We start from the raw sequence: 15,197 nt of genomic DNA, 5'->3' as shown, positions 1-15,197 counted from the left end.
CCTCGCTGCAAGCGTGAAGGCGGCGTGGCGGAGCGCGGCGCCCCGGGCGCCATGGCATCCTACCGCGAGCGCAGGCCCATGTCCTCGATCTCGCCCCCCCGCACGCTCGAGGAACCCAGCGGGTCGGTCGATTCGCATTGACGCCCGTCATGTGAACGTTCACATTATCTGCCGCACGTCCTCCTTTGGCTTCGTCCGGTGGTGCACCGGGCCGCTCACGAACCTGACATGGCCACGCGAACGAGCCGTGATATCAACGGCGTTTCGCGTCCCTAGCCTCAACTGCCGGCGCCCTCGCCGGACTGGTGTAAAATGAGAATCTCTTTGATCGTGGTCCCTGCGATGATGGTCCTTCTCGCCTGCGGCTCCGATTCCGACCCGCCTGCGGACGACCAGGCCAGCGCCAGCACGACGAGCGCTTCGGGGTCGGGCGGGGGAGCCTCGACGGCCGCCAGCACGAGCGCCTCCAGCAGCGCGAGCTCCAGCAGCAGCGGCGGGGCCGGCGGCAGCGGCGGGGCCGACGCCAGCGGCGGGGCCGGCGGCAGCGGTGGCGAAGAAGAAAACCTGCTCGCCGCGGCCGACAGCATCGACGGCTTCCGCTGGGAGATGCCGTGCGACCAGGACCCGGGCAACAGCGACGAGTGTGCGTGTTCGGCGCTGGTCGACGAGACCAAGACGTTCGGCGGCTCGCCCGACACGGTCTATCTGGTGACCGTCCGGCTCCGCGGCGTCGTCGAGCCGGAGACCTACAAGGGCGGCACGCCCGACGGCATGCACTTCCGCGTGGGCGGCACACCCGACAACGGGACGTACAACCGCTACAGCATCTCTGTCTCCGACCCGGCCGAGGTCTACTGGCTCAACGATAGCCCCACCGTCGGGCACGACACGTTCAAGATCGACCACACGAAGACCATTCCGATCCGGGGCGGATCCAAGGTGTCCTTCAAGGGCGAGGATCCGAATCACATCAGCATCGCCAACTTCAAGCATCTGGTCGTGGAAGGCGTCCCCCCGGCGCCCGAGCCGTACGTCGGTCAGTTCATCCAGCTCGACGTGCAGTCCGTCGAGAAGCAGCCGTGAACGCGCGCCGCGCCGCCCGCGCTGCTCGCGCCCGAGCCGCCGCGGAGCGGGGCGGCGATCTCGCTCACTCGATCGGCCCGTCCGCGCACGCGCCCCGCGCGTCGACGGAGGTGCCGCTCACGGCCGCCGTGCACGCGTTGGCGTACGTCTGGCCGTCACAGCCGCACACGGGCGCGAGCTCCTTCGTGCAAACTTCGGGCTTCTCCGCGCAGGTGCCGGACGCGTCCGCGCGCCCGCAGATCGCGGAGGGCGCGTACTTGCAGTAGAGCCCCTCGCCGCACACGCGCGGCCCGCCGAGGGTGAAGCCGCCGCAGCTCTCGCCGACCCCCACGATCGTGGGGCCGCACTCCCCCGCGCTCCTCACCGAGACGCCGGCCGTGGCCGCGACGCAGCCGTTGCTGTACGTGCGGCCATCGCAGCCGCACACCGGATCGAAGCCCTGCGGGCACGCGGCGGGCATGATCTCGCACGTGCCGCTCCGGTCGTACGCGCCGCAGTTCGCCACGGGGGCGAAGTCGCAATATAGGCCCGCCGCGCAGCGGATGCCGGCGATGCCCCCGCACATGCCGCCGGGCCGCGCGAGGGGGAAGCGGTTCTCGTGATCCAAATACGCAGGTGCTGCCGCCACGTCGCTCGTCGCGAGCGCGCCCTCGGCGGCCCCGGTCTCCTCCGCATCCGCGACCTCGGCGTCATCGGATGCCGCCGTGCAGGCGGCGAGCGTCGCAGCGAACACTGCACCCAGAACATGTGTCATCTTCATGATCGTGAAAACTCCTCGTGAGGAAGCGGCCCAGCGCTCCGGGCGTCTCCTCGGCCATGCGCATCGCGCGCGAGCTGGGTAACGCGTCGCTGTGCGATGTCGCCGTGTCCTCCAACCCGTCGAGCCCTGGCTCGACCTGGGGCGACAGTGCGTCGGCATGTCAGGACTCCAGCGCCTTGACGCTCGCTCTCCTTCACGCCCCACGGTGCCTGCGCTCATCGACTCGATGTTTGCTTGCTTTCCGCGTTTGCCGTTTGTCGTTCATTGAGCGTCGATTGCCGGTGAGCGCCTGCCGTCTGTCATCCCCCGCTTGTCGTTTGTTGCCGTCTGCAATCGGTGTTCCCTTGGAGAAGAGATGAGGCCGCCCGCCGCGGAGCTTCGCGACGTCGCGGCAGCGGGGAGCGGGCGATCGCCAGGTCGGGGCGGGTCGGGCGCCGAGAGGACCGCGCGCTCCCTGTTTCTATCTCACACACGGCGATGCGGCGTTCCGCCACACGGGGGTGCGGACTGTGGGAGCCCATCCCCCGAAACGGGGCAGTTTGCTACGTGGACGGCGGGAGGGGCGCTGTGCCGGTGACCGCCCTCGGGCAGCGATGATTGTGATGTTGACATAAGCAGCTCGGACGCGCCGCGGGGTGGAGGGGCGTCGAGGCAGCTACGCGCGGGGTGGTGGACGAGAGGAAGCGGGAAGACGTGCGGGGAGCGGGCGGAAGCGCGGGCGACCACGGGTGACCACGGGTGACCACGGGTGAGGCGCGGAGAAGCGCCGGAGACCACGCTCGCCGCGCGCGCTTTCGTGACAGCTCGGCTGCGACCCCCCTTGCTTTTGCTGCGCGAGGACGGCTAAGTCTGGTTTTGCTCGAATGGTCCGTGCCAACGACAAGACGGCGAACAACCGCACCCCTCGGGAGCTCAACCGCTCCCTCGTCCTCGACCTCGTGCAAGAGCACGGCCCGATCTCCCGCACGAACCTCGCGCGGTTGAGCGGACTGACCAAGCCGACGGTCTCGGCCATCATCGAGGAGCTCCTCGACAGCGGCAGCGTCCGCGATGTCGGGACCGAATCGCGCGGCGGGCGCCCGGCGCGGCTCCTCGAGTTCAACGACGACAGCGCGGCCTTCCTCGGCATCGAGATCGGCGTCGAGCAGACGGCCGTGGCCGTGGCCGACGCCCGCGGGCGGCTGCGGGCGCGGCTGGAGCAGCCCACCGTCCTGCGCGATCCGCACCGGACGGTCCGCGATATCGTCGAGCTCGTGCCGAAGGTGCTTCAGCTGAGTGGGGTGCCGCGGAAGCGGCTGCGCGGCGCCTGCGCGGTCTTGCCTGGGCTCATCGAGCGGCCGAGCGGCGTCTGCGTGCTTGCGCCCAACCTGGGCTGGGAGCGGTTCCCTGTGCGCGCGGAGCTCAGCCGCGCGCTTCGCATGCAGGTGCCTGTGTACAACCTGCCTCAGGCAGCGGCGGTGGCGGAAGGGGAGCTCGGCGCGGCGCGGGGGCACGCGTCGTACGTGTGGATCTACGTCGGGCTCGGCGTCGGCGCGGCTCTCGTCACCGATGGACGCCTGTTCTTCGGGATGCAGGGCTACAGCGGGGAGATCGGCCACTGCCGCATTGCGGACGACGGCCCTCCTTGCGGCTGCGGGCGCCGCGGATGTCTGGAGACGTTCGCCTCGGTCATGGCGCTCCGGCGCGCCGCCGAGGCGGCGTCGGCGCGCTCACCCCAGCTCGCCGCGCTCGCTCGCCCGCACGCCGTCAGCGCCATCGCGAGCGCGGCGCTCGCCGGCGACGAGAGCGCCTGCGCGATCTTCCACGAGGTGGGCACGCAGCTCGCGCGCGGCATCGCGGTCCTGCTGAACCTGCTCAACCCCCAGCTCATCGTGCTGGGCGGCGAGCTGCTGGCCGCGCCCGACATCCTCCTTGCCGGCGTGCGCGAGGAGCTGCCGCGCCACGCGGTCCGCGGCGCGGACGTGCCGGTCGTCGCCTCTCCGCTGGGCGGCGAGGCCGGCGTGCTCGGCGCCCTCCTGCTCGCGCGCGAGGGCGCGGTTCGCTCGCTCCGCCTCGTGCCCGACGGCGTGCTCCAGGACAACGCGCCGTAGGTGAACGGGTCCCAGGCGGGCGAGGCGCGCTCTCCGCGCGCCGGAGAGGCCATTGCCTGGGCGGTTCCGGGGGACTCTTGCGTCGACGCGCGACGGAGCGACGGCGATCCGCCCAGGCGCGCCCGGCGTGCCCTCGTTGACGCTGCTGCCTCGAGCGGGCATAGGGGGGAGATGCGCAGAATCGTTATCGAAGGGATGACCTGCGGCCACTGCGTCCAGGCGGTCTCGAAGGCGCTCGCGAAGGTCCCTGGCGTGACGCGGGTGAGCGAGGTGAGCCTCGAGCGCGGAGAGGCGGTCGTCGAGGGGAGCGCGGCGGCGGAGGCCCTGCTCGCGGCCGTGCGCGAGGCCGGCTACGAGGCGCGCGACGCTGGCTGACACCGCGGTGCGCCGCGGTGCCGAACCTCGGCCGCCTTTGGTATCGTGGCGGCCACCATGACGCGACAGCAGAGCGAAGAGGGCTTTCCGGAAGGGTTCCTGTGGGGCGCCGCCGCGGCGTCCTACCAGATCGAGGGCGCCGCGCACGAGGACGGCAAGGGGCCGTCCGTGTGGGACATGTTCTGCAGGAAGCCGGACGCCGTGTGGAACGGCCAGACGGGCGACGTCGCGTGCGACCACTACCACCGGTACCGGGAGGACGTCGCCCTCATGCGCGACATCGGCCTCCGCGCCTATCGACTCAGCACCTCGTGGCCGCGCGTCCTCCCGGAGGGCACGGGCGCCGTCAACGAGCGCGGGCTCGCGTTCTACGATCGCCTCGTGGACGCGCTGCTCGAGGCGGGCGTCGAGCCCCACATCACGCTGTTCCACTGGGACTTTCCTCTCGCGCTCTACCACAAGGGCGGGTGGCTGAACCGCGACAGCGCCGACTGGTTCGCCGAGTACACGAGCGTCGTGGTCAGGAAGCTCGGCGATCGGGTGAAGGACTGGATGACGCTCAACGAGCCTCAGGTGTTCGCCGGCGCCGGCCACTACGAGGGTCGCCACGCCCCCGGCGACCGGCTGCGCTTCGCCGAGGTGCTCCGGGTCTGCCACCACGTCTTGCTCGCGCACGGCAAGTCCGTGCAGGCCATCCGCGCGGCGAGCCCCGGGAGGAGCAACGTCTATTATGCGCCCGTCGCGCAGGTGAAATACCCCGCGACCTCGTCGCCGGAGGATCTGGAGGCGGCGCGCGCGGCCACGTGGTCGGTGAACGCGCGGACCACGTGGACCAACACGTGGTGGATGGATCCCGTGTTCTTCGGCAGGTACCCCGAGGACGGGCTCCGCCTGTTCGCGAGCGAGCTGCCCGAGGTCCGGGGCGGCGACATGGAGATCATCGCGCAGCCTGTCGATTTCTGCGGCGTGAACGTCTACTGGGGAGTCCCGGTGCGCGCCGGGGCGAACGGCGCAGCCGAGGTGGTGCCCCACCCGGTGGGACACCCGATCACCGCCTTCGAGTGGTCGGTCACCCCCGAGTGCCTCTACTGGGGGCCCCGGTTCTTCCACGAGCGGTACAAGCGGCCCATCGTGATCACCGAGAACGGCCTGTCGACCCGGGACTGGATCTCGCTCGACGGGAAGGTGCACGACCCGCAGCGCATCGATTTCATGGCACGCCACCTGATCGAGCTCCGCCGGGCGATCGCCGAGGGCGCGGTCGTGAACGGCTACTTCCACTGGTCGATCCTGGACAACTTCGAGTGGGCCCACGGCTACAAGCACCGGTTCGGCCTCGTCTTCGTCGACTACCCGACGGGCAGGCGCGTCCTCAAGGACTCGGCGCACTGGTATCGTGAGCTCATCGCCTCGAACGGCGCGACCCTCGGGGGGTGAGCGGGGCCGCCCCGCGCCTCGATAAGCTGCGGCGTCCACCGTGAGGAAAGGCCATTCGCCCGGGAGCGCCGGGCGAATGGCCGTGTCGCCGGCGCGCGCTGCGCGGCCCGCTCCTCGATAAAGCGCCTCGGGCGCCTCAGGAGGCGATCGGCTCGTCGCCGTCTTCGTCCGCGTCCTCGTCGTCGTCGTCGAGCGACTCGTCGCCTCCGCCCGCCAGGTCGTACCCGTGCGGATCGAACTCATCGAACATGGCCTGCAGGCGCTCGCTCAGGGAATCCCACGTGTCCGGCGGCTCGCTCGCCTGGCGGTCGCGCTCGGCGAGGGCGAGCGCGGCGGCGACCACCGCCGTCAGCGGGCGCGCGTCCTGGAGCACAGCGACCTTCGAGGCGTCGCCGCTGCACGCGTAAGCCAGCAGATACGCCCTGTAGATCTCCTCATTCGTCTTGTCGCTCATTCCTGATCCTTCGTCCTTGTCGTCCGCGCTCCGCCCGTCGCCCCGTCGCCGTGCTCTGGCCTCCTGGGCGCCGTGGAACCCGGGGGCGCGAGCCTAGCCCATCTCGGTGGCCCTCGGGGCCGCGTCGCGCCGGGAGCCCGCGCCGCGCGGGCGCGCTCGGCTCAGTAGCGCAGCCGGTCCCGCAGGGCGCGCACCGCGCGCTCGAGCCCCTCGTGGTGGTGGAAGCAGCACTGCCCGATGCGCGGCTGGCACTGCGACGAGCGGAGCATCTCCAGGAACACGAGAGCGCGCGCGTCCCCCTCGAGCGCCGCGCGCTCGAAGAGCGCCTCCTTGCGCCGGCAGGGGGCCTCGCGCAGCGCCACGGCGATGCGCAGCGGGGCGCTCGCGCGCTTCAGCACCTCGGGGCGGCGGAGCAGCGCCGCCGCGCGCTTTCCGCCCTGCGTGCCCCCGTAGCCGCTCGAGATCTCGTAGGCGATGTCGAGGCCCTCCGGGCCCAAGCGGCTCTCCAGCGCGTCGAAGATCGCGTCCGCGCGGCCGTCGGTCCGGTACGAGCTCTTCACGGCGACGGCGGCCGCGGCCGTCATCACGTCGCGTTGCTCGAAGGCGGCGCGATCCTTGTCGAGCAGCGTGAGCAGCGCGCTCTCCGCGTCGCCCCACCGCTTCGCCCGGACCGCCGCCACGAGGCGCTCGCGCTCGGCCGGGAGGCCCGCGCCCTCGAGCGGCTCCGGGCCGGCGAGCGCCGCGCCCGCGTCTGCCGTGCCCGCGTCCAGCGCCGCCGCGCCCGCGCCTGCGTCCAGCGCCGCCGCGCCCGCGCCTGCGTCCAGCGCCGCCGCGACGTCGGCCGACCCGGGGGCCGAGGCGCTCGCGACGGGCGCATCGGAGGGGGCTTGCAGCGGGGTGCCGAGGGCATCCTGCGCCTGGGCGGCCGGCGCCCCGGCGGGGACCGTCTGCGCCGCTGCGGGCGCCGCCTGGAGCTCCGGGCCGGCGGCCGCCGGGGCGCCCGCGCGCAGCCAGCCTGCGCCCGCGGGCAGCCGGCCGAGGACCAGCGCGCCCGCCGCGCCCATCGCGGCCACGGCGGCCACCCCGAGCAGCCAGCCCCACGCGCGCCTCCTCGCTCGTGGCCGGCCTCCTGCCGCCCCGCGCGCTGCCTTCCCGGGCGCCCCGCCGTCCGCTCCGGCGGCCCCGAGCTGCAGGCCGAACCCATCGACCTCGGCGCTGCCGGTCGCCGCGCCGCCGGCCGCGGCTCCCCCGGCCGCGGCGCCGCCGGCCGCGCCCGCGCGGTCTTGCCCTGCCGGCAGCTCGGGCGGCATCGCGTACGGGATCGCGCGCAGCGGGTCGCTGAGCCGCCACGCCCCGCTCGAGAGCGGCTCCTTCCAGGGGAGGAGGCCGAGCGCCTCGGACCTCGGCACCGCCGCGTCGAGCGCCGCGAGCAGCGCGCGGGCGTTCGCGGGGCGCTCCGCCGGGTCCTTGCGCAGGATGCGCATCACGAGCGTCTCGAGCTCGCGCGGCGCCGCCGTGCCCGGGGCGCGCAGCCGGAGCGGCGGCGGCGCCGTGTGGAGCTGCTCGCGGAAGATCTCGACGGGCAGGATCCCGTCGAACGGGTGCTTCCCGGCGAGCATCTCGTAGAGGATGAGCCCGAGCGCGTAGAGATCCGAGCGCTCGTCGACGTGATCCATGCCCTGCGCCGCCTCGGGCGCCATGTACGCGAGCGTGCCGAAGACCATGCCGCTCAGCGTGATCCGGCCGGCGTCGGGCCGCGCCTCGCTGCTGTGCGCGTCCGTCGTGGAGAGGCGCTCGATCGGCACCTTCGCCAGGCCGAAATCGATGAGCTTCACGGCGTCGGTGCCGTCCTCGACCATGACGTTGCGCGGCTTCAGATCGCGGTGGATGACGCCGCGCTCGTGCGCCGCGGCGAGCGCCGCCGCGATCTGCCGCGCGATCTCCGCGGCGCGCGGGGCGGGCAAGGGGCCCCTCTTGATGATGCGATCGAGCGTCGTGCCGCGGACGTGCTCCAGGACGAGGAACCGGGAGCCGTCGGGGAGGGTGCCGAAGTCGGTCGCCGAGGCGATGTTCGGGTGCTGGATGTGCGCGCCCGCGATCGCCTCGCGCTCGAAGCGCGCCGTGAGCTCCGGGGAGCCCTTCGCCGCGGGCAGGAGGAGCTTCACGGCCAGCCACTTGCGCAGGAGCAGGTGCTCGGCCTTGTACACCGCGCCCATCCCGCCCGTCGCCACGAGCTCCACGATCCGGTACCGGTCCGAGAGGACCGTCCCGACCAGCTGGGCCGCCGCGCTCTCCGCGAGCGCGTTGCTCGCGGCGGGCGGCGGATCGCCGGGGGCAGGGGGCAGGGGAGCGCTCACGTGAGGCGTGAACTGTCCGGCCTACCCCGATTTTTGTCAAAGGTGCGCTGATGTGGCGTGGCCGCGCCGGCTTGCCTATTGAATTGGCCGGGCGCCCGGGCCAAAGGATGCGCCATGGCCGATCCCGTCCACGCCCTCGCCCGCGCATTCCAGGCGGCGATCACCACCGCGTTCGGCGCCGAGCACGCCGCGGTTGATCCTTCCCTGCGCCGCTCCACCCACGCCGACTACCAGGCGAACGCCGCCATGGCGCTCGGCAAGCGCCTCGGCAGGCCGCCGCGCGAGGTCGCGGCGGCGATCGTGGCGGCGCTGGAGCTCGACGGGATCTGCCGGAAGGTCGAGATCGCGGGCCCCGGGTTCGTGAACCTGACGCTCGAGGACGCGTACCTCACGCGCGAGCTCGCCGAGACGGCGGGCGGCGGGCGGCTCGGGATCGCGCCCGCGGCCGAGCCCGAGACGGTGATCGTCGACTACTCGGGCCCCAACGCCGCGAAGGAGATGCACGTCGGCCACCTCCGCAGCACGATCATCGGCGACGCCCTCGCGCGCGTGCTCGAGGCGCTCGGCCACCGCGTGATCCGCCAGAACCACCTCGGCGACTGGGGCACGCCGTTCGGCATGCTGATCGAGCACATGCTCGATCTCGGCGAGGCCGCGGCCTCGCAGGAGCTCTCGGTCGGCGATCTGGACGCGTTCTACCGGCAGGCGCGCGCCAAGTTCGACGGCGACCCGGCGTTCGCCGAGCGCTCGCGCCGCCGGGTCGTGCGGCTGCAGGGCGGCGACGAGCAGACCCTCGCGCTCTGGCGGCAGCTCGTGCGCGAGTCGACGCGCTACTTCGAGTCGGTCTACCGCCGCCTCGGCGTGACCTTGACCGACGCGGATTTCGCCGGCGAGAGCTTCTACAACCCGATGCTGCCCGACGTCATCGAGGAGCTCGGTCGCAAGGGGCTGGCGCGCGAGAGCGAGGGCGCCCTCTGCGTCTTCCCGGCCGGCTTCACCGGCAAGGGCGGCGAGCCGCTGCCGCTCATCGTGCGCAAGCAGGACGGCGGCTACGGCTACGCCACGACGGATCTCGCCGCGATCCGCCACCGCCTCACGACGGTCGGCGCGCGCCGGATCGTCTATGTCGTCGGCGCGCCGCAGAGCCAGCACTTCGCGATGGTCTTCGCGACCGCGCGCGAGGCGGGCTGGCTCGCGCCGCCGGCCCGGGCCGAGCACGTGGCGTTCGGCTCGGTGCTCGGGGCCGACAAGAAGATGTTCAAGACGAGGAGCGGCGACACCGTGAAGCTCTCGGACCTGCTCGACGAGGCCACGGAGCGCGCGGCGAAGGTGGTGCGGGAGAAGAACCCCGAGCTCGACGCCGAGGCCGCGGACGCCGTGGCGCGGGCGGTCGGCGTGGGCGCGGTGAAGTACGCCGATCTCTCGAGCGACCGGATCAAGGACTACGTGTTCGACTGGGATCGCATGCTGGCGTTCGAGGGGAACACGGCGCCCTACCTGATGTACGCGCACGCCCGCATCCGCTCGATCTTCCGGAAGGCCGGCGTCGAGTCGCCGCGCGAGGCCGGGATCGTGCTGGGCGAGCCGGCGGAGCGGGCGCTCGTGCTGGAGCTGCTCCGGTTCGGCGCCGTGCTGGAGGACGTGGCCGCCACGCTCGAGCCGCACCGCCTGTGCGGTTACCTGTTCGAGCTCGCCGGGTCGTTCACGAGCTTCTACGAGCGCTGCCCGGTGCTCCGGGCCGAGAGCGACGAGGTGCGCCGCTCGCGCCTCGCGCTCTGCGATCTGACGGCGGAGGTGCTGGCGAAGGGCCTCGGCCTGCTCGGGATCGAGGCGCCGGAGCGGATGTAGCGCGTCCGGCAGCGGCGCCCGCCCCTGCCTGCGTTCGGCGGGCGCGCAGCCGCCTGAGCTGCGCGCGTCTTGCCTGAGCTGCGCGCGTCTGCCCGCGCGTTCGGACCGAGGTTGTGCTCGCCCGCTCGATGTTGCGCGCGACGCCGGTCCGTTCCCTCTGGCAAAGTGCAGCATGATCGAACAACGGTTGGCTCTCCCCTGCTCCGGCATGGCCGTGATGGCGGTGCTCGCCGTCGCATTCGGGTGCTCCGCGGTGGGCGGCGCGTCCGCGCAGGGGGGCGGGGGAGACGGGCGCGAGCAGCCCTCGGGGACCATCGGAGAGGACGGCCCCGGCGGGCTTTATGAGCCGGGCGAGCCAGGGCTCGACCCCGGTGACGCAATCCCCATCACCGATCCCAACGTGGACGGCGACGGAGATGGGTTCACGCCCGCGGAGGGCGACTGCAACGATGTTGATGGAAATGTGAATCCAGGCGCGATCGAGGTCGAGGTCACCGAGCCTGACGCGAACGGCCAGATCCCCGCGCCGGCGGACGAGGATTGCGACGGGGTGATCGACGACGTGCCGCCACCGTGCGACGAGGGCCTCTCGCTGGAGGACTTCGATCCGGTGAACGGGGCCAAGGCGATCGACCTTTGCGCCGTGGCGTCCCGCGAGGACAGGCGGTGGGGCGTGCTCTCCGCGCGGTATGTCCGCGGGGACGGCTCGCCTGCAGAGCGATCGCCCGCGGTTGGCGTCTTCGATGGGTTCGGCCCCAACGTGCACGTGCAGGGCGGCGCGCGCCTGCTCGCGCTCTCGACGGGGAGCGCACGCCTGCCTGGCCACCCCGACGCTTGCTGGTCCGAGAGCTGCTCGAGCTATGGTCCCGGCACCGCGCCCCCCGGGTTCCCTCAGGACAACCCTTCCTGTCCTCCGTCCAGCTTCATCAACGACGACATCGGCCTCGAGGTCGTCCTCCGCGCGCCGACGAACGCGACCGGCTACGAGTTCCTCTTCAAGTTCTATACGTTCGAATACCCGGAGTGGGTCTGCGAGGACTTCAACGATCAATTCGTCGCGCTGGCGACGCCCGCGCCTCCCGGGTCGTACAACGGCAATCTCTCGTTCGACGGGGAGGGAAGGCCGGTCAGCGTCAATATCGCGTTCTTCGATGTCTGCGACGGATGTCCGCTCGGCTCGGAAGAGCTCGTGGGGACGGGGTTCAGCCCGCGCCGCGACGGCGGCACCCGGTGGCTCAAGACCCGCGCGCCGGTGCGTGGCGGCGAGGAGATCTCGCTCCGGTTCATCCTGTTCGACACCGGCGACGATCGCTTCGACTCGACCGCGCTCATCGATGGCTTCCGCTGGATCGCGACCGGCGGCACGGTCAGCCTGGAGACGGTGCCCGCGGTCCAGTTCCTCTGAGGCGAGGGGCGCTCCTCCCCGCGCCGACGCCTCGTCGGCGTGCGGTCGCGAGGCCTGGTCGCCTCGCTGGGCGCTCCGGGCTACCGGCACGTCCGGCAGTCCCCCCCGCAATCCACGGCGAGCTCGCTTCCGTTCAGGACCCCGTCGTCGCACGAGGGCGCCTGGCAGACACGCTCCCTGCACACGCCGGAACCGCAGTTCTCGCCGGTGAGGCACGCCTCGCCCGCGGGGCAGAGCGGGCACGAGCGCGTGCCGCAGTCGACGCCGGTCTCGAAGCCGTTCGCCACGCCGTCGACGCAGGTCGGAGCCTGGCAAACCCCCAGGCGACACACGCCCTCCTTGCAGTCGATGCCCGTCTCGCAGGAGGCGCCGAAGCCGCACGGCTTGCACGAGCCGCCGCAGTCCCGGTCGGTCTCTCCTTCGTCCGCATCCGTGACGTCATTGCTGCAGTGCGGGGGGATGCAGGCGTCCGCCGTGCAGGTCCAGCCCTTGAGGCACTCCTCGCAATTCCAGATCTGGATGACACCACCACTCCCCTCGCAGGAAAGGAAAACAGGCGCCGTCAGCCCCAATGCAATGACGCGTCGAAGCATGGTGCTCGCTCTTCTCGTAGTTGATGGTCTGGTGACGATGACAGTACATCATGCACGGGCATCGAGGGCACCGATCTGGCTTTTGTCGCGCGGATTTATAGCATTCCGGACTGGCGGTCCGGATTGTCAAATAATCGACATGAAGAGGCCCTCGGCGTGCGAGCGCCCTGATCCGACGGGCGGAGATCGGACACGCAGAGATGGGAAGTGCGGAGTAAGGCGGGTGAGGAGAGGGGAGGGGGCTCATCCACCACGCGCCACGCGAGAGGGGCCGCAGCGGCCGTTCTCTACGGATCGGCAGGAGCGCGCGCCGCGTGGCGGGGCGGCGCGCTCCTCACGCGAGGCGGCGCGCGCCGCGCTCAGGCGCGGGCGGCGCGGCGCGCCGCGCTCAGGCGCGGGCGGCGCGGCGCGCCGTGATGAAGGATCGCACGCAGAGGGTGACGAAGCCCGCCGAGAGGACGGCCATCACGGACTGGGCGATGACGGCCGGGGGGCGCGCCACGTCGCCGCCGGAGAGCAGCGTCGGCAGCTGGGTCAGGCCGCGGGCGGAGCCGAGGACGCCGAGGACGCCGACCATGGCCGACGCGTGCATGGCGTGCATGCGGTACCTCTCCTGCCGCGCGAGCAGGCCGAGCCCGATCGCGACGACCCCGAAGCCGGCCGGGATGAGCGCCGTCGGCGCGCTCGTCGCCGCGAATCCGCCGACGCCGAGCGCTGTGAGCAGCGCTCCGTAGCCCATGGTCAACGTGGACATGCTCGACATGAAGAGCCTCCTTTTCTTTCGGAGGCCCGGGATACCGCGCCGGGCGCGCGTCCGCCACCGCATCCGCCCGCCCGTCGCCCGCGACCGCGGCCGCCCGTGGTCGCGATCGCGTCCCTCAGCCCTCGCGCCCTCGCGGGTCTTCGCGGGCGGAGCGCCGCGGCGTGGTTAGAATCCGCCGTCCATGCTCGGCCTCTCCCGCCTGCGGGACAGCTTTGCGTACACTCCACGGACGCTCCAGCTCGTCTGGCGCTCGTCGAAGGCGGCGAGCGTCGCCCTCGGCGCGCTCACGCTCGCCGCGGCGGCGCTGCCGCTCGGGGTGGCCTACGTGGGAAAGGCGATCACGGACGCGGTGGTCGCCCGCGACGAGCGCGCGGCGCTCGTGTGGGTCTCGGTCGAGCTCGGCCTCGTGGCGGCGCTCGCGCTCGCGCAGCGCGGGCTCTCGCTGACGCGGCAGCTGCTCGGCGCGCGGCTCTCGATCGACATCCACGGGATGATCCTCGAGAAGGCGCTCTCGCTCTCGCTGGTCCATTTCGAAGACCCCGAGTTCTACGACCAGCTCACCCGCGCGCGCCGCGAGGCGTCGTCTCGCCCCGCCGCCGTCGTGACCGAGAGCTTCTCCCTCGTGCAGAACCTGATCACGCTCGCGGGGTACGCCGCGCTGCTCGTCGGGTTCAGCGCCCTCGCGGTGCTCGCGCTCGTGCTCGCGGCCGTCCCCGCCACGGTCGCCGAGGCGCGCTTCTCCGGCGCGGCGTTCCGCCTCCGGAACTGGCGCTCTCCCGAGGCCCGCCGGCTCAATTACCTGGAGTACGTGCTCGCCAACGACGGCCACGCCAAGGAGGTGAAGCTCTTCGGGCTCGGGCCGACGTTCCTCGAGCGGTACAGGGCGCTCGCGACGTCGTTCTACCGGGAGGACAGCGCCCTCGCGGTCCGCCGCGCCGGGTGGTCGTTCGGCCTGTCGCTCCTCGGCACCGCCGCGTTCTACGGCTGCTATGGCGCCATGGCGGCCGGCGCCGCGGCGGGGCGCATCTCGCTCGGCGAGATGGTCCTTTACGTCGCCGCCTTCCGGCAAGGCCAGCAGGCGTTCCAGGCCGTGCTCGCCGGCGTCGGCGGCATGTACGAGCACAACCTCTACATGTCGAACCTCTTTCAGTATCTGGCCATCCCGACCGGCGAGCCGCCCGCGCCGCCGGCCGGCAGCGGAGACGCGCCTGCGCCCCTGCCGGCCGGCGACGCGCGCGACCGGGGCGTGCGGTTCGAGGGGGTCGGCTACCGGTATCCTGGCCAGTCGCGCTGGGCGCTCCGGGGGATCGATCTTCACATCCCGAGCGGCCAGAGCCTGGCGCTCGTCGGGCACAACGGCGCCGGAAAGACCACGTTCATCAAGCTGCTCGCGCGGCTGTACGAGCCCACCGAGGGGCGAATCCTGCTCGACGGCAAGGATCTCCGCGCCTGGGAGCCCGGCGCGCTCCGCCGGAGGATCGGTGTCGTCTTTCAGGACTTCGCCCAATACCAGCTCACGCTGCGCGAGAACGTCGGGCTGGGCAGCGTCGAGCACCTCGCGGACGAGCCGCGCGTCGCGCGCGCGGTCGCCGAGGGCGGCGCCGACGAGGTCGTGACGGTCGTGCCCGGGGGCCTCGACGCGCAGCTCGGGCGCTGGTTCAAGGGCGGCGTCGAGCTGAGCGGCGGGCAGTGGCAGAAGGTGGCGCTCGCGCGCGCCTTCATGCGCGAGCAGGCCGACATCCTCGTGCTCGACGAGCCGACGGCGGCGCTCGACGCCGAGGCCGAGCACGCGGTCTTCCAGCGGTTCCGGTCGCTGTCCAAGGGGCGGACGACCATCGTCATCTCTCACCGCTTCCCGACCGTGCGCATGGCCGACCGCATCGTCGTGCTCGACGGGGGGCGCGTCGTCGAGGAAGGCACCCACGACGAGCTTGTCGCCCGTGGCCAGCGCTATGCCCGCATGTTCGCGCTGCAGGCCGAAGGGTACCTGTAGCGCCGCCGGCGCGGCGCGCTCGGTGCGCCGGCGAGCGGG

General features: G+C 72.4%; 12 protein-coding genes. 7 read left to right on the top strand and 5 right to left on the bottom strand.

The genetic code is table 11. The features are described from left to right. The first annotated feature begins 312 nt into the window (after positions 1–312). A complete protein-coding gene (locus WMF27_RS38520; protein WP_437763918.1) occupies positions 313–1,083 on the top strand; it encodes a hypothetical protein in 771 nt (256 codons plus the stop codon). Positions 1,084–1,147: 64 nt separating this feature from the next. Here the strand turns inward: WMF27_RS38520 and WMF27_RS38515 are convergent, their stop codons facing one another. Next, the gene (locus WMF27_RS38515; protein WP_437763919.1) at positions 1,148–1,843 is read right to left on the bottom strand and encodes a Kazal-type serine protease inhibitor domain-containing protein; all 696 of its coding nucleotides are present in this window, start codon (positions 1,841–1,843) and stop codon (positions 1,148–1,150) included. Between the two features lie 863 nt (positions 1,844–2,706). On the opposite strand from WMF27_RS38515, the gene WMF27_RS38510 reads away from it, so the two are divergent. From WMF27_RS38510 to WMF27_RS38500, 3 genes are all read left to right on the top strand, one after another. Beyond that, positions 2,707–3,933 carry an ROK family protein gene (locus WMF27_RS38510; RefSeq protein ID WP_437763920.1) on the top strand — a complete coding sequence of 409 codons (1,227 nt, stop codon included), beginning with the start codon at positions 2,707–2,709 and terminating at the stop codon, positions 3,931–3,933. 171 nt (positions 3,934–4,104) lie between these two features. Further along, positions 4,105–4,308, top strand: coding sequence for a CopZ family metallochaperone (locus WMF27_RS38505; RefSeq protein WP_437712074.1), 204 nt, complete (start codon positions 4,105–4,107; stop codon positions 4,306–4,308). Between the two features lie 57 nt (positions 4,309–4,365). Then, a complete protein-coding gene (locus WMF27_RS38500) occupies positions 4,366–5,745 on the top strand; it encodes a GH1 family beta-glucosidase (RefSeq protein WP_437763921.1) in 1,380 nt (459 codons plus the stop codon). Between the two features lie 136 nt (positions 5,746–5,881). Here WMF27_RS38500 and WMF27_RS38495 read toward each other — a convergent pair whose 3' ends face one another. Both WMF27_RS38495 and WMF27_RS38490 read right to left on the bottom strand, forming a co-directional pair. Continuing rightward, positions 5,882–6,199, bottom strand: a complete 318-nt coding sequence (locus WMF27_RS38495) for a hypothetical protein (protein WP_437763922.1) — start codon at positions 6,197–6,199, stop codon at positions 5,882–5,884. A 161-nt stretch (positions 6,200–6,360) separates the two neighbouring features. After that, complete coding sequence (locus WMF27_RS38490) at positions 6,361–8,556, bottom strand: protein kinase domain-containing protein (RefSeq protein ID WP_437763923.1); 2,196 nt, start codon at positions 8,554–8,556, stop codon at positions 6,361–6,363. A gap of 114 nt (positions 8,557–8,670) precedes the next feature. Between WMF27_RS38490 and argS the strand changes: the two genes are divergently transcribed. Both argS and WMF27_RS38480 read left to right on the top strand, forming a co-directional pair. Next, on the top strand, positions 8,671–10,404 hold the full coding sequence (gene argS, locus WMF27_RS38485; protein ID WP_437763924.1) for an arginine--tRNA ligase: 1,734 nt from the start codon (positions 8,671–8,673) through the stop codon (positions 10,402–10,404). A gap of 172 nt (positions 10,405–10,576) precedes the next feature. After that, positions 10,577–11,809 carry a choice-of-anchor L domain-containing protein gene (locus WMF27_RS38480; protein WP_437763925.1) on the top strand — a complete coding sequence of 411 codons (1,233 nt, stop codon included), beginning with the start codon at positions 10,577–10,579 and terminating at the stop codon, positions 11,807–11,809. 80 nt (positions 11,810–11,889) lie between these two features. Here the strand turns inward: WMF27_RS38480 and WMF27_RS38475 are convergent, their stop codons facing one another. Together WMF27_RS38475 and WMF27_RS38470 are read right to left on the bottom strand one after the other, a co-directional pair. Beyond that, positions 11,890–12,402 carry a hypothetical protein gene (locus WMF27_RS38475; protein WP_437763926.1) on the bottom strand — a complete coding sequence of 171 codons (513 nt, stop codon included), beginning with the start codon at positions 12,400–12,402 and terminating at the stop codon, positions 11,890–11,892. 388 nt (positions 12,403–12,790) lie between these two features. Next, positions 12,791–13,165: a hypothetical protein gene (locus WMF27_RS38470; RefSeq protein ID WP_437763927.1), complete on the bottom strand. Its 375-nt coding sequence runs from the start codon at positions 13,163–13,165 to the stop codon at positions 12,791–12,793. A 181-nt stretch (positions 13,166–13,346) separates the two neighbouring features. Here WMF27_RS38470 and WMF27_RS38465 point away from each other — a divergent pair, with 181 nt between their 5' ends. Further along, a complete protein-coding gene (locus tag WMF27_RS38465; RefSeq protein WP_437763928.1) occupies positions 13,347–15,158 on the top strand; it encodes an ABC transporter ATP-binding protein in 1,812 nt (603 codons plus the stop codon). The last annotated feature ends 39 nt before the right edge of the window (positions 15,159–15,197 follow it).

Source organism: Sorangium sp. So ce281 (assembly GCF_051527395.1).
Taxonomy (GTDB): Bacteria; Myxococcota_A; Polyangia; order Polyangiales; family Polyangiaceae; genus Sorangium; species Sorangium cellulosum_B.
This window is presented reverse-complemented; position numbering and strand designations above follow the sequence as displayed.